This is a genomic window from Hazenella coriacea (assembly GCF_004341825.1).
Taxonomy (GTDB): Bacteria; Bacillota; Bacilli; order Thermoactinomycetales; family Thermoactinomycetaceae; genus Hazenella; species Hazenella coriacea.
The window spans coordinates 361,274-386,675 of sequence record NZ_SMAG01000002.1; the positions used below are offsets into that span (position 1 = coordinate 361,274).

Sequence of the window (25,402 nt, forward strand, 5' to 3'; positions counted from 1 at the left end):
CGTCCCTGAGTTATGATATCAACCTTTAGTTATGATTATGGTTTTGTTTACGAGTACGGATATAATATCGGTCTCTTTTCATCTTTAGTTCAATTAAAAAGCGAGAATATAGAGTTAAATCCAAGCATAAAGGACCGCTTAACGAAGTGGATGGAACTCCCAGATCAATGTTTTTCTAACTTTGTTATTTCTTTTCGGAACAAGAATAACATCACTGATGAGTCAGCCTTTGAAGAAATCAGAAGAAATATTGAACATATTTTCTTTTTCGGATATTTTTCAGGACAACATGCAATGAGGCACTACATTCAATCTATCCCTTTAATTAGGAATCTTAAAACGGAAGTGGTTTATTTTCAATCAAATTTTATCGACCCATTAAATCAAGATATACTTCAGGACAAGTTAAGAGAAGCAGTGGTGCATGATATAAACAAAGCTTTTAATTATGATATGGAAGAATCCATGATAAACTATTACCAAAAAAAGGGGAAATTTCTTAAAGCAGACAGCATTGTTTTATTGAAACAAGGAACACGGTTCTTTTTGCTTATAACTGACAATAGTGTATTTCTTCATCGCTTAGTAGGAATTGATAATCCTGAACGTCTTCTAAAAAGCCTACAAAAAATCCGAAGTGAAATGGGAAGGAAAACGAAATTTAGTCATCTGACCATGGATACATCGGGAATTGAAAATATTCAACTTCATCGTTTGTTGTTACAGTATGCCCATGTCGTTAAAGATAAGACGTTGTTGAAAATAGTTCAAGCTGGATCATATGCGTATTCATTTTTAGATTTTATGACGAAAAAAGCTAAGATACAGACAGGCAATTGTGAAGTATCTATTATGGGGAAAGTTGATTATGATTACTCAATTGTGAACTTTAAGATCCCGCTTAAAGGATGGACGCACACAGAGGAAGGCGTTTTATTAAAGAGATGTCATCAAGAATATAAAAATTTACCTCTTGTAACACCTAATCCAGAACCCAATGGGATTCCACAGATTAAGAAAGATGAGATTCCACCAGTCGCAAAAGAGATTTTATTAAGAAATATGATCCGTAATACGAACATAGATCATGAGTCATTAAAGGACTTTGTAAAAGAAGTTCAAGGAACGTTTTCAATATCTGACCATATTGAAGGATTTCAAAATACGGCAGGTAAATATGGAGAGGGTAAAACATTTCGGGATGATCATGCAAGATCTGTAACAGATGGATTGAAGGAAATCGAACGAAGAATTCTCTATTTAACTGGAAATCCTGGTATTGGAAAAACAACTGTTATAGTGGATGAATTGAAAAAACATGAACGATTTTTGTTTTTATACACAAGTTGCCGAAGAACGGTAAATGATGATATCTTGCTAAAGTTTAAAGAAGGAGATCGTCTATTTGTAGATGATTTAATTGCTCTTAGTACAAGTTTCACAGATGAGCAAGTAATAAATGCGGTTCCTGTCAATGTTGTTAATTATGTAATGAATGATGACAAGCGCCTACAACCAAGTCGTAAATTGACATATCTCCCCAAAAATAGAGATCGCCATGAAGAGAAAGGATCACATATCTTCCGGGATGTTGGGGATAACGAATTTATAGAAGATTTTCAAAGTAAAACAGGTGGTGTTTTAAAAAGACTCTGTGAGGGTATTCAAGAACAAATTGAAAACCCGAATATAAGAAAAGTTATTGGAACCTTTTCGATTCAAGCGTTAAAGCGAACAAAAGAAAAAACAACAATCCAACATTTACAAAAGTTGTTTCCATTTGTTCGTTATTTGGAAGAAGTAGATGTTGTTATTGATTATAACGCTTTTGACCAGTTCGTAGAGAGATATCCAATTTGTTGGATAATGATTGATGAAATTACTGGAACAGATGAAGGTGTTCACCTCTATCAATCTTTGAAAAAGTGGCTTTTTGATAATATTTACTCTAAGTTAGATGAGAAAAGAAGGGAGAAATGGAATGTAAAGCTGATTGTGGCAGATGCATCAATGACCAATGAGACAATTGTCCATCGATGTCTTAATAAAGAATCTCGCTTTGATCATTCAAAGATATATATTACTAGTGAAAATGAAGGGACTATGCCTATCCAAACAAAAGAAATTCCAATCCCTATAAAAAAAGGAAAGGTTAATGGTTGGCTTGTAAATACCAATTCATATCCTGCAAAGAAATTAAGTCTCCTCTATCATATTCATGTTCAGGGAATACCTTTAGATGAGTACCTTGCAGGAAAGCAACCAGGAGTGGAACGTCTTAACAAGGAACGAAGTCTATCAGAGAAACAAGATAATATTATCTTAGACCGGGTGTTTGAGCATTTAACAGCAAATAAAGAGAAACCAGAGCAAGAACAAGTGATTGTGTATGTGCAAAACATTAAACGTATTGAGGAGTTGAAAAACAAGTTTATTGAACGTTACAGTCTCTTATTTGGAGAAGAAGCAGTAGAGTATCAACATTATATGGTTATCACTTCTCAATTAACTGCAAAAGCAAGAGAGCGAGCGATCCAGGCAACAGATCAAGTCCGATGTGTGTTTATGACAAGTTCAGCATCTCGTGGGATTTCATTTAAAAAATCAACAAAAATACTTGCTGTATTACAAGCCTTTAATATTGAGAGAGAAATGATGGAACAAATCCAACTCTATTATCGGATGAGAGGAGATAGCGATTGGGATATTAAAAAAGACAAGAGTATTGAGTTTTTTGTTATAGACTCATATGTCTATCAGGATTCTGATGAAGAGTATCAAAAAAGTAAGATCGTGATTCATCTGTTGTCATTTCTTACATTAGCAAGAGCAAGCTTGGTGAGTCGTATTTTCGGGAAGGTTGAAATAGGAAATCGATCACTTAGTTTGGTTCCACTCGGAGGTAGTGGAATATCCCCAGTTAAATATAGTTTGATTCAAGATGTGTCAGACTGTATGAAGCTTATTGCCAAAGAACTTGCTAGTAAAGAACGATTTGAATTACTTCGAGAACTTCGAGAAGAATTTAACTCGACATTTGGCAACATGATAGTTCAAACAAATGAACAGATTTTTCAAAAGGGATATACTGCAGAAAAGATCTATCCTAAATTTTTGCAGCATGCTCGCCTAAATTTATCTCAGCTTATTAATTTCCAACCATTTTGTCCGTTTCTATTTGCAAATGGTTTGTTGATATTCCACATACAGGATTTGATTAGTGAAAAAATCGCATTTCTTGTACATAACAGGAAAAATAGTGAGAGCCTTATGATCAAAATTAAGCAGGCATTGAAAGAGGATCTTACAGAGGATCTTCGGAAAAAGCTGAATCATATTATTGAGTTACTTGAATACGAAAGAGAAAATCACCGAAGACTTTCAAATACTTTTGTAGAAAACTCTCGGGATGATAAAAGATACGTAGCTATCCCAGTTCTTGCTTTTTCAATGTTTGAGGCATTTAAAGAGTATAAGGGTCAGGATACTGATGAAACATTTTTAGATGCACTTTATGGTTTAACAAGGGCTTTTACAGATGTTACATCAGTGACACCAATTACAAGTGATTATAAGGATATTCCTTTTATTACTTTTAAAAGTGATGCTTTGGAAGAATCATTTGATAGCAGATTTCAGCAAAATTACTTATTAACATCTACAGAGATAAATATATTAAATCTACTCCTTCTGGAGAAAATATAAAATATCATTCAAGATGTGAGTTTCGGAGATTTTTACGTTGACCATATCATGACATTTTGACTACACACTACAGAGAATTAGAATAACCAATTTCATGCGGATTCTCTAACTGATATTACACTAGAAATCACTAGAGTTATTGAGTGAAGCCACACTGGCAGTGTAGAGGTCAGGCGGTTCGATCCCGCTATGCTCCACCAAAGTATTTAAACCCTCGATGTTTCGGGGGTTTTTTGTGTGTTAGAAATATTAAGCAGAAAAAGGGAAAATGATCACATTTCCCCTGATTTACCCTTTACTTGAAATTTAAAATCCTACACTCAATCGATGGGCGCTTTACGGATACTGGTATCCGACGAATCGGTACAGGACCTAAGCGCTTCAGTTCCTTTCGTAACTGTTCTCCAAGTTTATTCTCAAGTTCTGTGACATCTGAAGGACTGCCGATAAACTCTTCAAGACTAATACTTGTATCAGGTTCTGGACAAGTACGAGCGAAGGTCCAGCAGAATATAGGGAATTTCGAATTCATGATCAGTGACTCCTTTCGGAATAATAAGTGTTTATATTTCATAATATGTTTATGCCTATATATCGATTCAAGATTCCGTTTCATTTCAATTAAAGCACCCAAAAATCTAACAATATTGATGTTTACATAATTTCCGAGTAGGACAAGAGGAGGAAACATGAATGAAAGTAATAACGGAGACAGAATTTATTACAGAGTCAATTAACGAGAATCTTTTCTGGTTGCGTATTATGAAAGAACATGCATTGTTCATGTCCCAAGGGTTTGATCGAAGGGATAAAAAGCTCATCCGAGAAGCGGATCAGTTTTTTGTTATGTTTGATCGAAGATTAACTGAAGTAAGAACGTTACGCCGGGACTCAAGTGTGATACGAAAATTTAATGAAGGGTCGATTCTACTGACAAGGAAATTTCGGGAGTTTAAGTCAACCGTTCTGTTGTTAATCATTCAGTGCAAAATCGATGGCTTTAATTTTCCGCTATTGATTGACCACACTGCCCGTGAAGCGGGTTATTTCGTTGAAACATTAAAGGCTTTAAATAAAGGGAAATCGGAACCTCTCGCAGACCGGATTGTTGACGAAAACGTTTTCTGGCTTCGTATTATGGCTGATCACAGCAAGTTTATTGCTCATTTGCTTGATCCATCAGAACGGAAGCTGGTTTCGGTTGCAAATACTTTTTCAGATGAATTCGATCAATTATTAGCCCAGGCTAGGGATTTGGAATCGATGGTAAAACAGACGGAACCCTCGTTTTTCAATACCCTAACACGCTTTACTGAAGATGCACAAAGATCAACGACAGATCTTCGGAACTTCAAAAAGGATGCACGCGATCTGATTCGACAATGTAAGTTAATGAGTTTGATTAACCCCATCCTTGCAGATCACGTTACCCGTGAAGCAAATAAATTTCTTTCCATTCTGAATGGTCTGTCCCAACGTGCACGAGACAATTCTGATCCTCATGATCAGCTAGATTTTGTTGAAGAGTGAGCAAATTCTATAATAGTTTGATGGGGGAGATCACGGAAATTGGTTTAAGTTAGAAGTTAAATAATCGTAAAGCTGGCATGTTGATGGGAAATTTTCCAACTTAAAAGATTAAATGAAAAGGGCAACCGGATTTAGAACGAGTGTCCTTTTTTAATTACTTGTTTTGATGAATTAAACTTGCACCTTACATCATGACAAAATTAACAATCTATTAGTACAATGGGAAATATTTATTAAGGAAATTTTACATTTTACGTGCCATTGAAAACTATAGGGATGAAAGAAGGTTTGATAGTTTCGGATGGATGAAAAATAGTTTACTCATTACTCCTAATACACATTCAAATCCTCCAGCTAAGCCGGAGGATTTTTTATCTCAATTGGGATGATGAATTTAAAAATATATTGAGCGGAAAAAGGGCAATAGCCTTAACAGATGCCTCTATTGTTAACTACTTGTTTTGATCTGTATACAAGCGTAATAGCTTTTCAGTTGAGGGAAATGCAAGCTGACCCCAAGGAATTTCATTAAAATAGAAAAAACAACCTTTTTTACTTTCAATGTTAACGATCACTTCTTCATGATCAGCAATCGCTTCGTAGGTTAATTGGATTAGTCCATCTTTCGGAGAAGAGAGTGTATGAATAATTTCATTTACCTCTACAGAAAGACCTGTTTCCTCTTTTATCTCATTTTTGATAGTTTCAAAAAGATCATGTCCACGTTCCACATGTCCTCCAGGAAAAGCCCATAAGCCTTTCCCGGGCTCTTCGTTTCTTTGAAGAAGTAATACTTTGTTTTTTTCTTTATTCAGCACCACTGCCACTACTGCCAGCTTTGGGTCTAAGTAGAAGACGAATTTACAATTGTGACAAAGTAGTTGAGGTTGGTTGGGAATATGTAAGTCCTCTAACGAAAAATGATGTCCGCATCGAGGGCAAAATTTTAGATCCTCTTTTTTATATCTCCATTGATATTGAAAGTAGAGATCTTTGTTCATATTAAATCTCCTTCGAAGTGGATTTATATGTTTATTAAATTAGGGAAATTCGATAGTGAGGGAAGCAAGTAATTGCCCTGAAAATGATATTGGTTGTATGATGACAAATCAGCATATTATATTCATATTTTATTTCATTTTGGCGATATTTCAGGAAAAGGTATTGCAAAAGTTGTTTTATTTAATATAATAAGGATTTATATTAATTATAATTTTAACAAGAAACTAGAAATTAATTTTTAATGTCTTGTTAATTAAAGGAGGAACATTGCATGAAAAAGAAGTATTTTTCATCTTTAATAGCTACTACTGTAGTTAGTGTTTTAACTCTCTCTCCGTTTTCCTATGCAGAAGAACTTCCTTTGAAAACAGTGGAAAACATCGTAGTTATAAGTAATAAAGCAGAGGTAACTGGGAGCCTTGAGATCATTGATGGAGAAGAACTTACACCACAACAAATTGAAGAGCAATTTAAAGAGATTGATGCTAAATATAAAATAGGAGAAGAGTTTAGTATGGAAGATGCAGAGTTTGTTAAAAAGTACGCCAAAAAACCTGGTTATAGTCCTGAGGGCGTTGGAAACGTAACTAGATCAGTTTTTGGTGTTGGAAAAGGTGGAGGTATTAGAGCTGAATCAAAGGGAACTGCTCGAAATAATATTGGAGTTATAAACAACAGCTTTGGAGCTACCTTTACAACAGCTACCACAAGTGGTGGTGCTAAAGTAATCTCTATTAGAAATGAAGTTAGTATTACAGCTTATGGAGCAGTAGGATCAGGCGGAATAGGTAAAGTATATCAGAAAACGCTCTCTAATACTTGTAAAAAATCATCTTGCACTTTTAATGAATATGAAGGTTATTCTGGATCAGTTGCATATGCGACAGTATATGTGAAAGCTGTTGTATCTTATTCGGGTGGTTCCTTTACAATTAATCCACGGTACCAGTAATTAACGTATAGAAACCCGAAGGAAGATAATGGATAATGATAAAGACCTTCTTTCGGGCTTTTTAGTCTGTTATATGAAATAGTAAGGGAGAGGATTATTATAGAAAATTTTAGTTTAGTAGGCTTTTTAGTCCTAATCGGGGCTATTGCCGCTGTAGTCTTGATGATTCGAAGTTTGATATGGAAAAATTAAAAGATGTTATTGCTAGGTGACTGGATACAATCGATCCTAAGTCAGTATGCCAACCAGATATTTCTGACTAGATAGACGTTTATGAACGGAAAAAACATTCACTAGATTAGCGATTGATACTAATATTAAACAACGAGACTCTATTATCATTTAATGTGTATTAATATGAAAAGATATAAAAGTTGATCCCGATGATTTTGACTGAGGTTGGATCAGATTTCAACATGGTGATAAATCAAATAAATTAAAAGATTAATAAATATAACGAATTCGATAGAAGTCAGTGACTCTTGATGTTGTCTATAGACATGTATTATTTGGAATATCTGCTGGAGAGCGGTAAGTTCTGAATCTATTCAAGTTGAGTTATTCATAATGGCGGAAATTGAAAAAAAGGAATTACATCTAGCACAATGTGCTCGTATTCAAGATTTTTTCGCTAATCAGGAAGGGCGCTTCATGATGAGTGTTGTTCGATGCATGAACGAACTTCTTCACTAACTAAATGTTCCAGATGACTGGAACATTTCCCTTTTACAAGCATGTTTCTCACATGATATTGGCTACAATTCTCAGTTGAACCAATATGATTTTCATCCACGGTTTTAAGTTAGCTGCAGATCTTACCCCCTTTTATCCCATTAGTACAATAAAACTCAGCAAGTCCAGTTACAACTTGACAATGTTCCATCCCCAAATCCAATTACGATATAGGATTCATTGTTGTTTATAACCGGAAATTATATAATGATTTTATTAGAAATATCTGATAATGGAGGGGTTGTATTGCTCAAACCGGGGATCAGTGACAACTTTTCTTTAATGGTCAACTCGCTAAAGTTAGCTCAAAGAGCTGAATTATGGGATGATGAGCAGAATGAAAATTTAGTAGAGAAGCTATATGTGGACCCCCTTCCGTGCAATGGGTTACTTAAACAGGTGGTTAAAGATAATACTGTTTTTTTGGTAGGCAGAAAAGGGACAGGGAAGTCTACAATTTTTGCTAGGATGCAAGAGTACTTTCGTAAAAGTAAAAATGAGATTTCTGCGTATGTGGATGTAAAAACATTGTACGGTAAGTCTCTAGCAAAGGAGCTCAATCATCCGGAGCAGTATGAAAAAATTCTGCTTTATGAGGGCTTTATTAATGAAGTGATCAATGACTTAATGGAAGAAGTGAAAAAAAACCTCGAGCAAAAAAATGCTCTTTTTAGACTGTGGAAGAGAAATGAATTAACCGCTCTTCTTTCAAGACTAGAGGAAATAAAGGCTGAAACATCTAAACCAACATTCAAAGAGACAGATATCTTAAAAGTCGTAAACACCACTGAAACGGTGTCAACAGCCGATGAAAATGAAGGAAATCTTAGTATAGGTGCTAGAGTCAATGAAACCAACTTGGGCGTAAGTGGAATGACCAGTGTTCGTCAAAAGAGTTCTGGAGCCAATGAAGTTCAGGAAGAATATTCACATACTCTATTAAGACATTTTAATCTGAATGATTTTTTATCCAATATTACAAGTGCGTTAAAGGAATATGGGATCAATAAACTACATATACTGCTTGATGATTTTTCGGAGATCGATTACCATGCTCAACAAGTATTTGTGAATACGATTCTTGCCCCATTGAATAACTGGTCAGATCAATTTATTCGTTTTAAAGTAGCGGCTTACCCGAATCGAATCTTCTATGGAGATATCGATAAAGGAAAAATAGATGAAATCCACTTGGATTATTATGAGCTTTATAAAGTTAAAGATTTACCTGAACTTGAAAGAAAAGCTACGGAGTTTCTTGATCGATTATTAAACACCCGATTTCAATACTATCTTGATGCTGATCTAGAAGAGATCTTCCAAATTGATCGAGATCATACGCGTGAGAGTTATCTTGAGTTATTATTCCAAGCTACTATGAATATACCCCGCATCCTCGGACATATATTACATTATTGTTATCAGAGTGCCATCATTTATGATAAAAAGATCACAAAGCCTTTGATTAAACAGGCTGCCCAAAAATACTATGAGAACCAAATCAGGTACTATTTTGATAAGACCAATTATCTAAAGGAAGCATTCGACGAAAAGCTAGACAGATATTCTCAACAAATATTGATTAATTTGTTGGTGGAAAAGGCGAAAGACTTGAAATATCACTTAAGGAATGAAGATACGGAGCTATTTAAAGGAATTCCAGCTAACAAGATCCCCACCAGTCACTTTTTTGTGAACAAGGAGTATGAGAAATTCCTTCATTCTTTGGAGCTAAACTATTTTGTTAGTAAATATTATGAGCAAGCCGATCGAGATGGGATTGTCATAAGCATTTATGCCATTAATTATGGTTTATGTAGGGAACAGAATATCCATTTTGGTCGACCCAATGGACATACAAAGTACAGAAAATATTATATTTCACGTCATTTCAATTATGATAAGGTATTACAGCAATATTTAATTGAACAAAAGCATTTTGTTTGTAAGGAATGCGACTACGAATACCAGTATTCAGAAGGCGATGTCCTGCAAAAGATCGGGATGATGTGCTATCAAGGATGTAAAGAAACCGGGACGGTCGAAGAAAGCTTTAAGTTTAAAGATGAAAATTTATTTGAAGGCATTAAGAGGGAAAATCTATTGCCTGAAATTGAGTTAGGTATCCTCCATGTCCTTACCCAGAATAAAAAGGCCAGTCTTTATGCATCTTTGATCGCGAAAGAACTAGATTGTTCCCATCAACTCGTTTCAAGGAGAAGCGAAAAGCTACAACAGGCTGAATTGATCCAGAAAGAAAATGAAGTGATCGATGGGGTTCAGCGAACGGTTTATCAGCTAACGGAGCGAGCCAAGGTTGTTTATTTTCCTAGAAGGGAATGAAAAGTGAATATAGGTAAAGAAACTTTCTTCTCATATAAATAATCACCAAAGTTTAGGGAATAGGAGCTGGATTGATTTAAAAGGGGTTTCATTCGTTTGATCTAAACAAAGGAGATTACATCATGAAACTAAGAGAGACTTTACATTCCACACCTTATCAATTATTGCAAGGGAACCTTGACCATGAAGTGAGTGATATTACCTTTGACTCTCGAAAAGTAATTCCAAATGCCATGTTTGTTAAGACCCTGCAAAAATTCTAGATGATATTGAGATGGGGATCAAAGAAACCTCAAGTTCTTATCAAAAGCTCGTAGATCGCAAAGAAGCGATTCATCAAGCGATGCAACTGGCCCAACCCAAGGATGTCATTGTGATCGCCGGAAAAGGTCATGAAAACTATCAAGAGATTAACGGAACGAAAATTCACTTTGATGATATGGAGGTTGTCAAAGAGTTTTTTGGGATCATAGAGTGAAGTGTGTGGGCGGTGTATTAGTCAGTGGTATTTGAAGTTGGATAAGCACTAATTAAAGCTACATTAAGAGAAACTATAGGTATTTTTAAGTTGTAGTTAGATACCATCCTCATATAAAATCTGATTTTATATACATTTATCCTTTTTAAAAAATAAGCTCAGCAACCTTTTTGATGGCTGAGCTTACTTTTCGCTAATTTTTGAAATCAAGTTTCAAGCGGTTCAGAAACATCGTGTTTCGTGGACATTATTTGAGAGTAGAGGATCAGGGCTCCTCCAATGTCGAAAAAATTGATCCCGAAGGAAAAGGAATCCATCTCAATACAATACGGAAAAATGAAAAGTTGTATGAGTATTACAAGCAACATAGTTTACCATTTGAACAGAAAGTGAATGGCAAAAATGTGAAGCTATAAATAGGTAGGATAATCAAATTTATATTAATTTAGAGATCTTAGAGTTGAGGAGTGATAGTATGACTCACGTAAAAGATATTCTATCTGACCAGTTCTTAGCAAATGCAAATGACCCGAGTTGGTACAGACCATTTTCAGAATCCGTGGAGGATTTAACAGAAGAACAAGCATTGTGGAGACCCAATGAAAATTGTCTCAGTATAGCTGAGATCGTACAGCATTTAATATATTGGAATCAATGCTGGCAGACTAGGTACATTGAATCCAGCATAGATGTTGCTCCTAAAATTGCAGATAATAATTTGAGCTTTAAAATACCTGAAAATATCACCTTTCATGACTTAAAGGAAACGTTACTTGATGTACTTTTAAAGTGGGATGATTTGTTATCCATTGAGAAAATAGAAAGTGATGTTATCGGTTTTCCGGAAAAGGCTAAATGGTGGCAGATTCTCAGTAATTCAACTACCCATAATGCATATCATATTGGTCAAATTATTTTTATTAGGAAACTACAAAACAGTTGGGAAACAGAAAAGTAGGAACTTCACTAACGGGTGAGCAATCCTGTAATAAGTTTGTGAACAAATGTACTTAAACTAACGGGTGCTTTAGTGGACGTTCGCCGCCTTGATGATTAAGGCCTATTAGCGGTTATAACTCTAGCTGATACAAATAGATATCACGATGGAACTGATGGGATACTTTTTCGATCATAGGAAAGATCTCATTCCAATCTCCGCCAGCCAGCCCAGCGCCGATTTTGAAGGGAAGACCGATTTTGATCCACTCTTCTCCATGTGAATTTGCCACGGATTCGATTTCTCGCATCATTTTGGCAAATGCTTGTTCTAGTTGATGAACAACTGTATTATTTCCTTTTCTTCCATAGCGGTGTTGACCATATAGGTTAAATACTAGACGTTTTCCTACATGTTGATTTTCTACCCATGCCCAAGAGCAAGATCCTAATCGCTTTTCTCCAAATGGAATTGAATAGTTTTGATCTGCTTTATACACTTCAGGGTAAAGAGTACGAATCTGTTTCGCTATTCCTGCACCCATGACACCTAAACAATTACATTGATGTCCAATGATTGTACAATCTGATTTTAATAAATCTCCAGAGTGGATTCGAACCATGATGTGTCCTCCAAAATATTTTTAAGTGTTCCAATAAGTAATGGGAAGAATCTCTAGGGATCTTTTTCAAGCACACTCCTTAACCAAGGTTAAACTATTATACTAAAGATTGAAGTATATTTTTTTAAGAGGGAAATTGCTGCTGATCATTTTTGTCTACATATATAAACAAAGGCAGGCGGGATATTACATAATACAAACTTAATATCAACCTGTTTAAAACGCTCTTTGATATATTTCTTCATGTGTAGGGAGTATTGATAGGTGATAAATAGTCCGTCAGGCTTCAAAATGGTTTGAATTTCATCTAATAGATGTTCTCTAAGATGACCAGGAAAGTTAGCGAAAGGCAAACTACTAACAATACAGTCCACAGATTGGAGACCTGAATCACTTATAAAATGAGTGAGGTCTTGCGCATTTGAGTAATGATTCATATCTGGAAATCGGACTGTTAATTTCTTTTGGAGATCAGGGTCATTTTCAAATATAAACGTCTTACAACTAGGTTTTTTCAATTTTTGAATATACCCTGTAAAAATGCCTGTCCCTGCTCCCAGTTCAACAATCGAATGAATACTTTGCCACTCGATCGGTTTTAGGATTGCTTTGGCTAAAAATGATGAGCTAGGAGTAATACTACCCACCGTTTGAGGAGATTGAACAAATTTGATTAAAAATTCTACTCGTTTCAATTGCTATTTTCCTCCCACTCACAAATATTCTAAGTTTTTATCAGTTTATTCTCGTATACTCTTTGATGAATAGATGGTTACTAGAGATCCATGTGTGATTAAGATCCAGTTGTGCGTTTGTTTAAACATGTGCCCATATACTAAACGAAACTGCAAAGGTATCGCTAAACTCAATTAGAAAGGGGATCGATCATGAAGCAGAGAACACTCGGATTTGGATTGTTGTCATTATCGATCTATTTACTCGGAATTTATGCTTTATCATTAGCTTTCCTGTACCTGAAATCGAAGCCTCCATTGGGGTTCAGTATACGACTAGCGTTTCTAAATACTGAATTTGATGTCTTACTAGGGGTTCAATTGCTCATATCCTTATATTTTATATGCTCATTGGCATGTTTTTTTAAGCCAACTAGAAAGATAGAATCATTGATAACAAAAATTGGATTTTGGGCTTTATCTGCAAGTACGTTCTTATTTGGTATCAAATATTTGATCCTTGTCTTAGCTTTTTCCATGGCTTCTCAGTCCAATATGCTTGGTTTTTTATATCAGGAGGATTGGATGTATTATGTGTTTGAATGGATGATGGATCTTCTGTTTTACATCGCGATGATTCTATTTTTGATAAGGTTGATTATAAAAGTGAAGAAAAAATATAGTTCAGGCTAGTAGGATCATCTAGAGCGTCAGAGCTTGATGTTCATCTCCATGAGCAATTTCAAATGCATATTGATCCAGATCCCTTATTTCTAATTGAATTAAGTTGTTTTCCCTAAACCGAGTTGGTTTATCATCTATATACAACAGGAGGTTTCATATGAACAAGAACAAAATAAAAGGATCTTTGCTCGGACTTGCTTGGGGAGATATTCTAGGTAGTCCAGTAGAAGGATGGAAGAAACCCGAAATACAATCTACATATGGTATGTACTCAAGTTTACCGAGTGAATATCAAGGAAACAAAATTCCTGTCCAGAGATTAAAACGATTACGACCTTTAGGTTTACATACAGACGATACTCAACAAGCGATGGCTTTGATTCATAGTTGTCTCCAACAGGGTACATGGAGCAAAGGGGCATGGAAACAGATGCTTGTCCAAGGACTGCAACAACAAGCTTGGCGAGGAGTTGGACGCAACTTTGTCGATGCAGTTCGGCGAATGAGTCGAGGCATTCCTTGTGAACAAGCAGGTAGCCCATCATCCGGGATCGGATCAGCGATGCGGATTGGACCACTGGGTGCACTTTACTCAGACCCAAAAGATGTCGATCTTCTATTCAAAGCTACTTTAGAGTCATCACTCATCACCCATGCAGACCAACGTGCAGCTGTATTTTCATCTGTGATTGCCTATACAGTTTCTCTATTTATACAGGAAAATCCTCGTGAATCGGTGCTCGAACCACTTCAATATTTTGCAAAAGAGGCAGAAGCCTATGTTTCTTCTTTAGAAGCAGAGGGATGGAAGGTGGGGAATTCTGACTCCACACTAATTTCCGATGCTATCAAAGAAGCCATGTACTGGGTCGATGAACCAGTGAGAAAGATGCGGACGAAGATTTCTGAGCTGGCACGTCCTCATCTTCAAGCGGGCTTCACACGCGCCCATGTCAATCAAGGCTTTGTACTTTTAGGGGGATTACACGCCTTACTCATGGCTTGTCGCGATGACATGGAACCACAAGAAATTTTATTATCGATGATCAATGAAGGATATGACACGGACACCGTCGCTGCGATTGCAGGAACCATCTTAGGTGCTCGATTTGGTACAGACTGGATTCCTACAGAGCACTTCTATGATCGAGAGAGGATTCTTGATTATACTGATGCCATAGTGGATAAGAAATTGCCTGAAACGATGGGAGAGTTTATTGAAAAAGAAGCGGATTTAACAAGGATGGAGAAAGAGTTTAGGGTGGGGTAGTGGATACTCATTGATTGGAATTTATAGTTTATAGTTTATAAACAGTATTAAGTCTCAATTCATATAAATTTTAGGGAGGCTTTTTTCTTTGGGGGATATTAAGTTATTTCGTTTAAATGGATGTAATGTAGTTGAGTTAGAAGGGCGCACTACATCTTAATGTGTAGATCTAAATAGAGGTGGTTTTCTTATTACGATTAAAGTGGGCTTCGGCTCACTTATTTTTTATTATGAAGGGGATTTTACGTATAATAAAAAATTAAGCTTACTCAAAGTTTTTGTGAATAAGGCTTTTACTACCTTTTGAAATAGTTTGATATAATTGAAGTATTCACCAAGGGAGTTGAACTAGCATGAATGCTTATATCAAACAATGGCATGATTTAATACTGAATTGTAGCTTTGATAATACATATAAAATGGTATGGAGTAAGGCTTTAATAGAATTAGCCGTTGGTGTAAATGATGAAACTAATGAAGAGACGATTGTGTTTGACTTTGAAAGTATTGCGAGACTTTGCCTGAAGTATTATTGGAATCAAACGATATATTTTAGCTTGATACAGAGCCCGAATCTTAAGAAGCCACCTGAAATGATTACTTCCACGAAAGAACTGATTAAGGCATACTTTGAAAGAAAACAATCCATGCAACCTATCCGGTTTGAAAAGATAGATTTCCAATCACTTCAATTAGAAAATGAGTATGAAATGACGGTTAAAAAGATTTCAAAAACATTAAAGCAGGACGTTTGTTGGCGATTTAAAAAACTGAATGGTGAAACATATGAAATATATGACTTGGACCGTAATCAAGGTAAAGTATTTTTTACCAAGCAAAATGTGTTAGCTTTGAAAGATCATAGCGATTTTTTATTTACTGTTATCAATTACCGGTGGACTCAAATGCTAGAAGGCTTTAACTATAGCCCACGAATTTCAAGGAAAGTTCGTGCCATAGATGAAAATAATATTAAGCGGGGTTCCTTAAAAAAGTTTCATAAGTATTTAGACTTAATGTTTGAAGATGGTAAACGGACATGTTTTTATTGTGATGAGGAAATCAATGATAAGGAGCTTTCTGTTGACCATGTGATACCGTGGTCATATATGTTTTCGGATGATCTTTGGAATCTAGTTTACTGTCATAAGGATGAAAACTCATGAAAGTCTAATCGTTTACCATTAGAAGAAGAGATATTACGGTTAGAACATAGAAATAAAGTGTTGCTTGAACGTATGCAGAATACAACCAAGGATTATGACCAGCTCCAAATAGCCATCGAAAAGGATTACGTTAAAAAGTTTTGGATATCGTTTAAGGGATAAAGGGGGTTCTTCATGGCTGAAAAAATTTATAACAAATTAGTCAGGGATAAGATACCGCAAATCATTAAGCAGTCTAATCAAGAGCCATTTACTTATACTGCAACAAAAGAAGAAATCAAGCCAATGCTATATCTGAAATTAACCGAAGAATTGGAAGAGTTTAAGGATACCCCTAACGAAGAAGAGTTAGCAGATATGTTAGAAGTTATTGATGGTCTAGTGCATGCATTTCACTTGGATATGAATAAAGTGTTAGCAATCAAAGCACAGAAAAAAGAAGAACGTGGTGGATTTAAAGAAGGTATTGTTTTAGAAAAGGTTCGAAGTGATGATTAGGTCAAAACAACCAACTCTCTAAGCTCAGTTATAAGAAGAGATATAAACTGAAGAAAGCTCTTAAAGAAGACCAAATAACTTTTTACAACAACAATGGGAGTTTTCCTCGTAGGGATGACATTTATTTGCAATTAAGGGTTATCAAAATAAAAGAATGGATTTATGGCGATGATATTACGATGAAAAATCTGTGTCTATTTTTTAGATGCAGATTTTTTTATTTTAGTAGTGCTGATCGACTAAGCTCTTGGAGTCGATTTTTGTATGTATTAACTTTGATTTGATTCCTAATGTCCTCTCGTGAGAGAAGCAAAAAAGCCACCCTCCCAAAAAGGATGACTTTTTCTTTTAAGCATGAAGCGTTTCTACCGATTGAACCCCTTGATAAGCTTCATGATCTAATTCTTTAGTGACTCTACTTGTTAACACGCCTGCGGTCATACTTCCACTCACATTCAATGCAGTACGTCCCATGTCGATTAGGGGTTCAACAGAGATCAGTAGCCCTGCGAGTCCTACAGGTAAATCCATCGTAGAGAGAACAAGGAGTGCGGCGAAGGTAGCTCCCCCTCCGACACCAGCTACACCGAATGAACTGACGGTAACGACGATGATCAAGGTCAAGATAAATGTGGGACTTAGTGGATTGATCCCGACAGTGGGTGCGATCATGGTAGCTAGCATTGCTGGGTAAATCCCTGCACAACCATTTTGTCCAATAGATAATCCGAATGAGCCAGCAAAGTTGGCTATGCCTTCAGGAACTCCTAGTTTTTTTGTTTGTGTGTCGATATTAAAAGGTAGCGTACCTGCACTAGATCGTGATGTAAAGGCAAAGCTAAGTACGGGCATCGATTTTTTTAGATAGGTAATTGGGCTTAATCCTGCAAGCATCAATAACAGGAGATGAACAAAAAACATAATTATGAGTGCTACATAGGAGGCAATGACAAACTCTCCAAGCTTGCTGATTGAGGCTAGGTCAGTGGTGGCAACGGTTTTTGCCATAATCGCTAAGATACCGTAAGGAGTTAATCGCAAAATCATTTTCACCACTTGCATAATGACTGCATGGAGTGAAGCCACCCATTTGGCAAATAGCTCTGCATGTTCTGGTGTTTTCCGTCTTACTGTTAAATAAGCGATACCGATCAGTGCCGCGAAGATGACGACTGCAATGGTTGAAGTAGGACGAGCCCCTGTTAAATCTGAAAATGGGTTATCTGGTAATAACTCGAGAATTTTTTGTGGATAGGTCTGATCTTGAATTTCACCATAAGTTTGCTCCATCTGTTCACCACGGGCTAGTTCAGAATCTCCTTGCTCAATCTGGATAGCCTCTAGGTTAAATCCTAATGTGGTGGCAATTCCGATCGATGCAGCAATAGCTGTTGTTCCCACAAGGATTCCAATGACGAGCAGGCTGATTTTTGCCATATTGTTTACCAATTTTAATTTGGTAAAAGCGGTCAGGATAGAGATAAAGACCAATGGCATAACAATCATTTTTAATAGCTTGATATAACCAGTTCCTACAATACTCAGCCAATCAATGGAGGAAAGTAAAATATCTGAGCTTGCACCATAGATGAATTGTAGGATGAAACCAAGGATCACACCTACACCCAATGCCGTAAAGACACGTTTGGAAAAAGAGATATGCTTTTTTTGCATGTAAAATAATCCAAATAAAAGTACCGAAAATATAATGATGTTAACAATGATCCATAAGGTCGGCAAGCTAAACCCCTCACTTTCTAAAAGCTAATCAAACTATAATCCTATAATTCATATCAGTCAAGTCGGAATTAAAAAGAATTTCCCCACTCATCGACATTACTGATATTCCTTGATTTAAATGCGATGGACAAAGGGAGTTATCTTTTTGTAAATAGGGGGAATGAGTTTAATGATTCATTGTACAAATTTAGAAGGTTGAACATCATCGTTTTATTTACCGATTGTTGTTAAAGGAGAGTTGTTTTCTATTGGACTAAAAAGATTTTATTAACTACGAATAAATAAGTGATAAGTGACCTCTCCTTTTTACTCCATTTGGTTAAGTGTATTCAATACCTGTAGTTGAATGAACCAGGATTGGAAAATGAAAGTTCACCTGGATCTTATTGTAAAGGGGGAACCCTATGCAACGACTTCTAGTTATTCTCCTCATTGTATTAATTCTGATCCTTCTTATTCCCAGATATGAGCGAATCGGAGAAGCAATCTTACGTTTATTAAAACTAGACGATTCCAAAAGGGGGAAAGATGATGAACAATAACTTTAACGTGTTGAACTCCTTGAACAAAAATGAGGGAGGTGGCGGTTCAAAGAGGGGCTTCAATAAGAAGAAGATCGTGGGTCTGACTGGTGTCGTTGCGGGTGTGATCGCACTAGCTGTATTGATCGGCAGTTGTACCACAAAGATTGAGCCTGGTTATAATGGTGTGGTTTACAGTTTAAATGGTGGGTTAAAAAAGGACGTTTTGAACCAAGGGCTTCGGCTTCATGCCCCATGGGAGAGTGTAACCCAATATCCGACATCAACTGAAACCGTTTACTTAACGAAGAGTAATGACAATGAATCTTTTGATATTAATACCAGTGATGGAAAATCAGTCAATGTGGACGTAGTTTATGCCTATCATATGGAAGCAGATAAACTTCCCCATATCTTTACCAAGTTCCGTCGTAAAACCCATGAAGAAATTCAAGCGGGTTATATCAAAACACAAATTAAAACAGTGATGCAAGAGGTTTCTACGACCTACTCTGTATTAGGGATCTATGCAGAGCATCGGAATGAAGTGACTAAGCAAATTCATGAAAAGTTGTCTACTATTTTAGCCAAAGATGGAATTGTGTTGGAGAACTTCTCTTTGTCTGATGTTCGACCTGATGAAAAAACGTTGAAATCGATTCAGGCGATTGCAGATGCACAGAATAAGCAAGAATTTCTGAAACGGGAACAGAAAAATAAAGAGCAAGAAGCGATTAACGCTAAGATTGAAGCGCAAGGGAAGAAGCAGGTTGCAATTGTAAATGCAGAGGCAGAAGCTGAGAAAACTCGAATTGAAGCAGAGGCGAAAGCAGAAGCGAACCGTAAGTTACAACAATCTTTGTCTGACCAACTGGTTCAATATGAGTGGATTAAAAAATGGAATGGGCAAATGCCTACCGTTCAAGGGTCGGGTTCCATTATTCAGATGCCAGCAGATATGTTGAAACAAAATAAATAATTGGATGGTACGAACTTCTCCTCTTCTTTGCAAGGGTGTTTTTGAAACCCTCCCTGATCTCGATCAAGGGAGGGTTGACTGTCTTAAATTCAATTAACTGATTTTATTATTCAATATTTGGGATTTGCCAATCGATTTCTTCAATCCCATGTTTATGTAGAAAAGCATTAATTTTTGAGAATGGCTGACTTCCGAAAAAGCCGCGATTGGCCGAAAATGGACTTGGATGAGGTGATTCGATAATCAAGTGATGTGGTTGGGTAATATATGCTTTTTTCTCTTGGGCATGTCTTCCCCATAGTAGAAATACAATCGGCTGTTCTCGTTCGTTGAGCGTTTGAATCACTTGACGGGTAAAGTTCTCCCAACCTCTTCCTTTGTGAGAGTTGGGTTGTCCTTGTTGAACGGTTAAAACATTATTCAACATTAAGACCCCTTGTTCCGCCCACTTTTTTAAATAACCATTGTTGGGGATATAGCATCCTAAGTCATCTTGTAATTCTTTATAAATATTTTTTAGAGAGGGAGGTGTTTTAATCCCAGGTTTCACAGAAAAGCTTAATCCATGGGCCTGTCCAGGACCATGATAAGGATCTTGACCAATAATCACTACTTTTGTATCACGATAAGAAGTTAAGTGTAAAGCAGAGAAAATATCCCATTGGTCTGGATAAATGGTTTTGGTTTGATATTCGAGCTTCAAAAAATCCCTTAGTTCAAGATAATAGGGCTTTTCAAATTCTTCTGCTAAGTGTTCTGCCCAGTCATTTTTTAATATTACTGCCATATTGATGCTCCTCTCCCGAAGCTTTATATCTGTATCGATAAATGAACAGCCAGATCAAGTGATCAAGACAAATATCGAATAACATTATTTTTACATAGTTTAAATGTTTATGCAAAGAAAAGAAATTGATTACATAGTCTCTTTGATTAGGGAATCAGTAGTGTGATCAGGGAATATATTGATTTCTATAATTTACAAATAATTGGACTATGGTCATTCAGGACAAGTGAACTTCACCATGGTAAAATGTTTTTAAAGAAAATATGCATGATTAGTGATCGAAGGTGTAGGAGATAACAGGTAAAGAATCATTTGCACTCATAATGTTTGGTTATGCGTGATTTTCAATGAACACTTTTAGATCCTAGAGAATGCAGATCAACAAATGATAAGTGAGGATGTCATATGTATCGTTTTGTTTGTTTTGTAGCTAAAGTCATTCTTCATAGCTTCTATCGCTTTACCATTGTTGGCAAAGAAAAAGTGCCTGCACAAGGTGGGTTTGTGTTGGCCTGTACACACATGGGCTGGTTAGATGTGATTGCATTAGGGGCGGCTTCCCCACGCCAAATTCATTATATGGCGAAGAAAGAACTATTTTCAAAGCCATTAATCGGATGGTTTTTAAAAAGGCTGAATAGTTTCCCGGTTAATCGTGAAAATCCGGGTCCAAGTTCACTCAAAACACCTATTCGTTTGACTAGACAGGGAAATGTGGTAGGAATTTTCCCGAGTGGAACGAGAACCCATGAGGATGTACCACAAAAAAGAGGCGCTGTGTATATTGCTGATAAAGGAAAAGTGTCAGTTGTTCCAGCTGCTTATTGGGGACCTGAATCGATTCGCTTCAAAGATTTATTTCGGCGTAAAAAAATGGTTATTGTGTTTGGAGAACCACTTATGCTTTCAGAATTTAACTCCAAAGAGGCTCAGACCGAATTGTTAGATGAGTTAAATGACAAGATGAAAGAGCTAACAGAAACAGCTGAACAATTATAATTAAGAGTAGCTAAAACAAAAATCAACTCAGATCATCTGAGTTGATTTTTGCTTTACAAACCTGATGTTGTTGGTTAATGATTGATTTTGTTGCGACTTAGATATTCCAGCGAATCAATGTACTTGAGTGAACGAAGCCACCACCAAAGCCTGATAAGAGAAGAGTATCACCTGTTTTAATTTTCCCTTGCTCAATACCCAATTGAAGAGCTAATGGGATGGTAGCAGAAGAAGTGTTTCCAAAGTATTCGGCACTAAATAACACTTTTTCCATAGGGAATTTTAATCGGTCACAAGCCGCTTCGATAATACGGATATTGGCACTATGAGGAACAAACCAATCCAAATCCGCTTGTGAGAAACCGGCTTGTTCTAATAGCTTTGGAATTTCACGCACCATTGTACTCACTGCTAACTTAAAAACTTCTCGTCCGTTTTGAATAATGTTGCCAGCTCCAGCTAATTCTGTTTGTTCAAGAGTATTGGCAAGCCCTGATCGATATAAATGAACGCCAGCCCGCCCTTCTGTCGTAGAAACAGAGTGAATAAAGCTTGCATGGTTGTCATCTCTTTCGACGAGAGCTGCTCCTGCTCCATCACCAAAGAGAATGCACGTGGTGCGATCTTTAAAATCTGTCACTTTGGATAAAGTTTCTGAACCAACGACGAGTATTTTTCGATGCAAACCAGATGTTACTAATCCATTAGCCAAGTTTAATCCCATGACAAAACCTGCACATGCAGCACTAATATCTAGAGAACCACAAGATTGGATTCCCAAGCGATGTTGGAGTTGGCTTGCCACACTAGGCAGAGGTGTATCTGGAGTTGTTGTTGATACCAAAATAAAGTCAACATCTTCTACAGAAACGGAGTAATTTTTAATTAGGTTTTTGACAGCTAAGACAGCTAGATCACTGGTAAATTGGTCATCAGCTGCAATTCTTCGTTCTTTAATCCCTGTTCGTTGGATAATCCACTCATCTGAAGTATCCACCATTTTTTCTAGATCATGATTGCTTAAAATACGGTCGGGTACATAGGTTCCCAAAGCAGTGATCCGTGCTTTTGATCTGGTTTCCAATAGAACAAACCCCTTTGGATTCAATGTATAGTACCAAGTACTAATAGTTAGTGTTAATTTTAGCTAACTAAAATCAAAGTGTCAATAAAATAAAGGTTAGATAATTTTTAAAATAGATATCTACTCGAACACATTTTTTGTACGAGTAATGATCGAAATGACTACTCATATCAAGTGATAAATGAAAAATATGTAAACTAGATACATTTATAATAATTTAATAATAAAATATATAAATCCTAATTGATGTAATTTTTAGCATATAATATAATGGTTATGTAATTAAAATATTCGGAAAAGGAAGGTGCCTTTTCTATGACATTTGAACATGAGTTTACGAGTTTTCTTAAAAACGTGATTAAGAATGAACTAAAAAAAGAAGTACCTGAGATCACTCCTTCAATGAGCTTTCAGGATTTAGGTATTGATTCGATGGATCGTATTCGAATTGTGATTCATGTGGAAAGAGCCTACGGGGTTGAGTTCTCTGAAAACGAAGCTGGATCGATTCAAACGGTGGGTGAATTGATTCAATTCATTGAGGATAAAGGTGGGGTTCAAGTTGACAAATATTGAAACTAGACCTGTTGTGATTATTGGTGCAGGTGTTTCAGGCAGTTCAACAGCAATCCGTTTATTAAAAGAGGGAATCACTCCTTTGGTTGTAGATCAAGCTAAGTTTCCAAGAGAGATTGTCGGCGAGGGTTTATCTCCCTATACCTGTGACTACCTTGAGGAATTGGGTGTATTGGAGGAGATCAATCAAGCTCCATTTATGAAAAAAAGCTCATTGCAATTGGTTTCTCCAGATGGTTCGAAAGCCTATGCCAAAGTAGATTTAACGAAAGAGCCCTATGCAGATGGCATTCATGCACAGCCATGGGGATTTAATGTGAAGCGAAAAGACTTTGATTATGTTCTATTTAGAAAAGCACAGAGAGACGGGGCAGAGATTAGAGAGAGTACTAAGGTGAAAGAGATTCTTTTGAATGATGAAGGTGCTGTCACAGGAGTGGTACTAGAAGATGAGCATAACCAGAAAACGATTGTGCATACTTCGTTAGTGATCGACTGTTCAGGGAGAACCTCCAAGTTAGCCCAACAGTTAAAGCTACGAGCCCCATTAGAGAAAGTATTCGATGGGCAGTGGGCCAATTATGCGATTCGTTGTTATTTTAAAGATGTAAACTTAGGACCATTGAGATCCGAAGGACAAGATGATTACGATATAGCAACAGTGAATATTTTACCCGATCGTAATTGTTGGTATTGGATCATCCCTTTGGAAGAAAATTTGTTTAGCATCGGGTTTGTAGCTCGTAGTAAAACCAAGCAAATGTTAGATAGTCAAGTGGATAAGATGAGAGCTTATCGTGATTTAATTGAGAAACATCATGTGTTAAGAGAAGTTGTCAAAGAGGCAGAGATGTTAGAAAATGTGGTGGTCACAGCTCGATTGGGGCACATGAACACGAGAATGGCTGGAGATGGCTTTATCTGTGTCGGAGATGCGGGTTTTTTTGCTGACCCTGCATGGGCGACAGGAGTCACTGTTGCGTTGATTACCTCTAAACTAGCCACTGAGGTGGTGATGGAAGCCATTCAAAAGAAAAACTTCTCACACCAACTCTTGAAAAAATACGAAGACTTGTATCATGGATATATTAAAAATCGATTTAATAGCATTCGAGCTTACAATACGTATTATAACGATACGGATTATGTAAACTTTTTGGTCAAGCGATTATCCCATCGACCCGAAGAGATGCATTTAATCACAGCCGTCTTGTTTGACTATATGAGTCATCATCACTTTAATTCTTGGACATTTAAAGTATTTAAAGATTATGTCGCCAAAACTGGAAAGCTTCCTGTAGTCAATAAAGTTGCTCAGCTTAATTTTGATTCCGAAGAGAGTTTGATTCAGCCACTTACTTAAAAATGATAGGGTTGATACGGTGGAACCATCACAAAAGAGAGTTTTCTTGGTTGCAGGAGGGTCTTCAGGGATTGGTAGCGAACTGATCCAATTATTAGTTGATGCTGGTGAATTTGTCTATAATCTAGATTTAAAACCGAGAGAAGGTCATTCCAATCAGTGTAAAACGAAAATAGTGGATCTGCAAGATGTTCAATGCTGTCAAGAAGCGATCACAGAAATCATCAAAGAGGGAAACTTGTTCAAAGGTGTTGCTGTGATTGCTGGTGTAGGATTTACAACACCATTGGAACAATTAGACCCGATCGAGTTTAATAAGCAAGTAAATCTTAACTTAAATATTGTCTATAACCTTTGCTACTTTTCACTTCCTCACTTAGACTCACCATCCTCCATAGTTACAGTTTCTTCAACCAGCGTTTATGGATTTTCTGGCTCAAGTGTTGCTTATGCAGCTGCTAAAGCAGGTGTCATCGGTTTGACTAAATGTTTAGCCCATGAAGTAGGGCGAAAAGGGATACGAGTAAACTGCGTCATCCCAGGGGCTGTTGATACTGATTTGCTCCACAGTCTGTCTACATCCATGGAACGTTCTCTATTAAGTAAATTCACCCCATTGGGTCAATTAGCTCATCCTAGGCAAATCGCCCAGACTATTCAATTTTTATTGGGAGATCAATCCAGTCATATAACTGGACAAACACTTGTGATTGATGGAGGTCTATCCTTAGCTTATCGTCCCGGTCATATGTAGATAACA

At 36.6% G+C, this 25,402-nt stretch carries 24 protein-coding genes; 18 read left to right on the top strand and 6 right to left on the bottom strand.

Going from position 1 to position 25,402, the window contains the following annotated elements:
• Positions 1-12: 12 nt before the first annotated feature.
• Together EDD58_RS05060 and EDD58_RS05065 are read left to right on the top strand one after the other, a co-directional pair.
• Entirely contained in the window at positions 13-3,705 is a 3,693-nt protein-coding gene (locus EDD58_RS05060) for a helicase-related protein (protein ID WP_131923750.1), read from the top strand.
• A gap of 693 nt (positions 3,706-4,398) precedes the next feature.
• Complete coding sequence (locus tag EDD58_RS05065; protein WP_131923751.1) at positions 4,399-5,235, top strand: DUF2935 domain-containing protein; 837 nt, start codon at positions 4,399-4,401, stop codon at positions 5,233-5,235.
• A 452-nt stretch (positions 5,236-5,687) separates the two neighbouring features.
• Here EDD58_RS05065 and EDD58_RS05070 read toward each other — a convergent pair whose 3' ends face one another.
• Positions 5,688-6,236: an NUDIX hydrolase gene (locus tag EDD58_RS05070; protein WP_131923752.1), complete on the bottom strand. Its 549-nt coding sequence runs from the start codon at positions 6,234-6,236 to the stop codon at positions 5,688-5,690.
• Positions 6,237-6,508: 272 nt separating this feature from the next.
• Between EDD58_RS05070 and EDD58_RS05075 the strand changes: the two genes are divergently transcribed.
• The 6 genes from EDD58_RS05075 (at position 6,509) to EDD58_RS05095 (ending at position 11,700) form a co-directional block, all read left to right on the top strand.
• Positions 6,509-7,189 carry a hypothetical protein gene (locus EDD58_RS05075; RefSeq protein WP_131923753.1) on the top strand — a complete coding sequence of 227 codons (681 nt, stop codon included), beginning with the start codon at positions 6,509-6,511 and terminating at the stop codon, positions 7,187-7,189.
• A gap of 978 nt (positions 7,190-8,167) precedes the next feature.
• Positions 8,168-10,264, top strand: coding sequence for a hypothetical protein (locus EDD58_RS05080; protein ID WP_131923754.1), 2,097 nt, complete (start codon positions 8,168-8,170; stop codon positions 10,262-10,264).
• A 122-nt stretch (positions 10,265-10,386) separates the two neighbouring features.
• The gene (locus tag EDD58_RS14765) at positions 10,387-10,527 is read left to right on the top strand and encodes a hypothetical protein (RefSeq protein WP_165875804.1); all 141 of its coding nucleotides are present in this window, start codon (positions 10,387-10,389) and stop codon (positions 10,525-10,527) included.
• 11 nt (positions 10,528-10,538) lie between these two features.
• The gene (locus EDD58_RS05085) at positions 10,539-10,742 is read left to right on the top strand and encodes a hypothetical protein (protein WP_207903255.1); all 204 of its coding nucleotides are present in this window, start codon (positions 10,539-10,541) and stop codon (positions 10,740-10,742) included.
• A 233-nt stretch (positions 10,743-10,975) separates the two neighbouring features.
• Positions 10,976-11,158, top strand: coding sequence for a hypothetical protein (locus EDD58_RS05090; protein ID WP_131923755.1), 183 nt, complete (start codon positions 10,976-10,978; stop codon positions 11,156-11,158).
• 59 nt (positions 11,159-11,217) lie between these two features.
• Entirely contained in the window at positions 11,218-11,700 is a 483-nt protein-coding gene (locus EDD58_RS05095) for a DUF1572 family protein (protein WP_131923756.1), read from the top strand.
• Between the two features lie 112 nt (positions 11,701-11,812).
• Here the strand turns inward: EDD58_RS05095 and EDD58_RS05100 are convergent, their stop codons facing one another.
• Positions 11,813-12,301 carry a macro domain-containing protein gene (locus EDD58_RS05100; protein WP_131923757.1) on the bottom strand — a complete coding sequence of 163 codons (489 nt, stop codon included), beginning with the start codon at positions 12,299-12,301 and terminating at the stop codon, positions 11,813-11,815.
• Positions 12,302-12,447: 146 nt separating this feature from the next.
• Positions 12,448-12,996 carry a class I SAM-dependent methyltransferase gene (locus EDD58_RS05105; protein ID WP_131923758.1) on the bottom strand — a complete coding sequence of 183 codons (549 nt, stop codon included), beginning with the start codon at positions 12,994-12,996 and terminating at the stop codon, positions 12,448-12,450.
• A gap of 192 nt (positions 12,997-13,188) precedes the next feature.
• On the opposite strand from EDD58_RS05105, the gene EDD58_RS05110 reads away from it, so the two are divergent.
• From EDD58_RS05110 to EDD58_RS05125, 4 genes are all read left to right on the top strand, one after another.
• A complete protein-coding gene (locus EDD58_RS05110; protein ID WP_131923759.1) occupies positions 13,189-13,668 on the top strand; it encodes a hypothetical protein in 480 nt (159 codons plus the stop codon).
• Positions 13,669-13,816: 148 nt separating this feature from the next.
• Positions 13,817-14,929 (top strand): ADP-ribosylglycohydrolase family protein, encoded by a 1,113-nt coding sequence (locus EDD58_RS05115; protein WP_131923760.1) that lies wholly within the window; start codon positions 13,817-13,819, stop codon positions 14,927-14,929.
• Positions 14,930-15,282: 353 nt separating this feature from the next.
• The gene (locus EDD58_RS05120; protein WP_207903256.1) at positions 15,283-16,095 is read left to right on the top strand and encodes an HNH endonuclease domain-containing protein; all 813 of its coding nucleotides are present in this window, start codon (positions 15,283-15,285) and stop codon (positions 16,093-16,095) included.
• Positions 16,096-16,269: 174 nt separating this feature from the next.
• Positions 16,270-16,593, top strand: coding sequence for a nucleoside triphosphate pyrophosphohydrolase (locus EDD58_RS05125; protein WP_131923761.1), 324 nt, complete (start codon positions 16,270-16,272; stop codon positions 16,591-16,593).
• Between the two features lie 348 nt (positions 16,594-16,941).
• Here EDD58_RS05125 and EDD58_RS05130 read toward each other — a convergent pair whose 3' ends face one another.
• The gene (locus EDD58_RS05130) at positions 16,942-18,333 is read right to left on the bottom strand and encodes an L-cystine transporter (RefSeq protein ID WP_131923762.1); all 1,392 of its coding nucleotides are present in this window, start codon (positions 18,331-18,333) and stop codon (positions 16,942-16,944) included.
• 404 nt (positions 18,334-18,737) lie between these two features.
• On the opposite strand from EDD58_RS05130, the gene EDD58_RS14770 reads away from it, so the two are divergent.
• A complete protein-coding gene (locus tag EDD58_RS14770; protein WP_165875805.1) occupies positions 18,738-18,875 on the top strand; it encodes a hypothetical protein in 138 nt (45 codons plus the stop codon).
• On the top strand, positions 18,865-19,833 hold the full coding sequence (locus EDD58_RS05135; RefSeq protein ID WP_165875806.1) for a prohibitin family protein: 969 nt from the start codon (positions 18,865-18,867) through the stop codon (positions 19,831-19,833). The genes EDD58_RS14770 and EDD58_RS05135 overlap by 11 nt, the downstream gene beginning before the upstream one ends.
• Positions 19,834-19,939: 106 nt before the next feature.
• Here EDD58_RS05135 and EDD58_RS05140 read toward each other — a convergent pair whose 3' ends face one another.
• Positions 19,940-20,620, bottom strand: a complete 681-nt coding sequence (locus tag EDD58_RS05140) for a uracil-DNA glycosylase (protein ID WP_131923764.1) — start codon at positions 20,618-20,620, stop codon at positions 19,940-19,942.
• Positions 20,621-21,025: 405 nt separating this feature from the next.
• Between EDD58_RS05140 and EDD58_RS05145 the strand changes: the two genes are divergently transcribed.
• Positions 21,026-21,619, top strand: a complete 594-nt coding sequence (locus EDD58_RS05145; protein ID WP_131923765.1) for a lysophospholipid acyltransferase family protein — start codon at positions 21,026-21,028, stop codon at positions 21,617-21,619.
• A gap of 97 nt (positions 21,620-21,716) precedes the next feature.
• Here EDD58_RS05145 and EDD58_RS05150 read toward each other — a convergent pair whose 3' ends face one another.
• On the bottom strand, positions 21,717-22,703 hold the full coding sequence (locus EDD58_RS05150; RefSeq protein ID WP_131923766.1) for a ketoacyl-ACP synthase III: 987 nt from the start codon (positions 22,701-22,703) through the stop codon (positions 21,717-21,719).
• A 315-nt stretch (positions 22,704-23,018) separates the two neighbouring features.
• On the opposite strand from EDD58_RS05150, the gene EDD58_RS05155 reads away from it, so the two are divergent.
• From EDD58_RS05155 to EDD58_RS05165, 3 genes are read left to right on the top strand one after another with little or no spacing between them, the layout of a single operon-like run.
• On the top strand, positions 23,019-23,279 hold the full coding sequence (locus EDD58_RS05155) for an acyl carrier protein (protein WP_131923767.1): 261 nt from the start codon (positions 23,019-23,021) through the stop codon (positions 23,277-23,279).
• On the top strand, positions 23,266-24,642 hold the full coding sequence (locus EDD58_RS05160) for an NAD(P)/FAD-dependent oxidoreductase (RefSeq protein ID WP_165875807.1): 1,377 nt from the start codon (positions 23,266-23,268) through the stop codon (positions 24,640-24,642). The genes EDD58_RS05155 and EDD58_RS05160 overlap by 14 nt, the downstream gene beginning before the upstream one ends.
• A 19-nt stretch (positions 24,643-24,661) precedes the next feature.
• Entirely contained in the window at positions 24,662-25,396 is a 735-nt protein-coding gene (locus EDD58_RS05165; RefSeq protein WP_131923769.1) for an SDR family NAD(P)-dependent oxidoreductase, read from the top strand.
• Positions 25,397-25,402: the final 6 nt, after the last annotated feature.

Excerpts from the sequence above, each read along its gene's own strand:
- EDD58_RS05125 (WP_131923761.1), top strand. The coding sequence starts at position 16,270 with ATGGCTGAAAAAATTTATAACAAATTAGTCAGGGATAAGATACCGCAA.
- EDD58_RS05155 (WP_131923767.1), top strand. The coding sequence starts at position 23,019 with ATGACATTTGAACATGAGTTTACGAGTTTTCTTAAAAACGTGATTAAG.
- EDD58_RS05070 (WP_131923752.1), bottom strand. The coding sequence starts at position 6,236 with ATGAACAAAGATCTCTACTTTCAATATCAATGGAGATATAAAAAAGAG.
- EDD58_RS05095 (WP_131923756.1), top strand. The coding sequence starts at position 11,218 with ATGACTCACGTAAAAGATATTCTATCTGACCAGTTCTTAGCAAATGCA.
- EDD58_RS05140 (WP_131923764.1), bottom strand. The coding sequence starts at position 20,620 with ATGGCAGTAATATTAAAAAATGACTGGGCAGAACACTTAGCAGAAGAA.
- EDD58_RS05120 (WP_207903256.1), top strand. The coding sequence starts at position 15,283 with ATGAATGCTTATATCAAACAATGGCATGATTTAATACTGAATTGTAGC.
- EDD58_RS05065 (WP_131923751.1), top strand. The coding sequence starts at position 4,399 with ATGAAAGTAATAACGGAGACAGAATTTATTACAGAGTCAATTAACGAG.
- EDD58_RS05060 (WP_131923750.1), top strand. The coding sequence starts at position 13 with ATGATATCAACCTTTAGTTATGATTATGGTTTTGTTTACGAGTACGGA.
- EDD58_RS14765 (WP_165875804.1), top strand. The coding sequence starts at position 10,387 with ATGAAACTAAGAGAGACTTTACATTCCACACCTTATCAATTATTGCAA.
- EDD58_RS05145 (WP_131923765.1), top strand. The coding sequence starts at position 21,026 with ATGTATCGTTTTGTTTGTTTTGTAGCTAAAGTCATTCTTCATAGCTTC.
- EDD58_RS05100 (WP_131923757.1), bottom strand. The coding sequence starts at position 12,301 with ATGGTTCGAATCCACTCTGGAGATTTATTAAAATCAGATTGTACAATC.
- EDD58_RS05085 (WP_207903255.1), top strand. The coding sequence starts at position 10,539 with ATGGGGATCAAAGAAACCTCAAGTTCTTATCAAAAGCTCGTAGATCGC.
- EDD58_RS14770 (WP_165875805.1), top strand. The coding sequence starts at position 18,738 with ATGCAACGACTTCTAGTTATTCTCCTCATTGTATTAATTCTGATCCTT.
- EDD58_RS05135 (WP_165875806.1), top strand. The coding sequence starts at position 18,865 with ATGAACAATAACTTTAACGTGTTGAACTCCTTGAACAAAAATGAGGGA.
- EDD58_RS05075 (WP_131923753.1), top strand. The coding sequence starts at position 6,509 with ATGAAAAAGAAGTATTTTTCATCTTTAATAGCTACTACTGTAGTTAGT.
- EDD58_RS05115 (WP_131923760.1), top strand. The coding sequence starts at position 13,817 with ATGAACAAGAACAAAATAAAAGGATCTTTGCTCGGACTTGCTTGGGGA.
- EDD58_RS05110 (WP_131923759.1), top strand. The coding sequence starts at position 13,189 with ATGAAGCAGAGAACACTCGGATTTGGATTGTTGTCATTATCGATCTAT.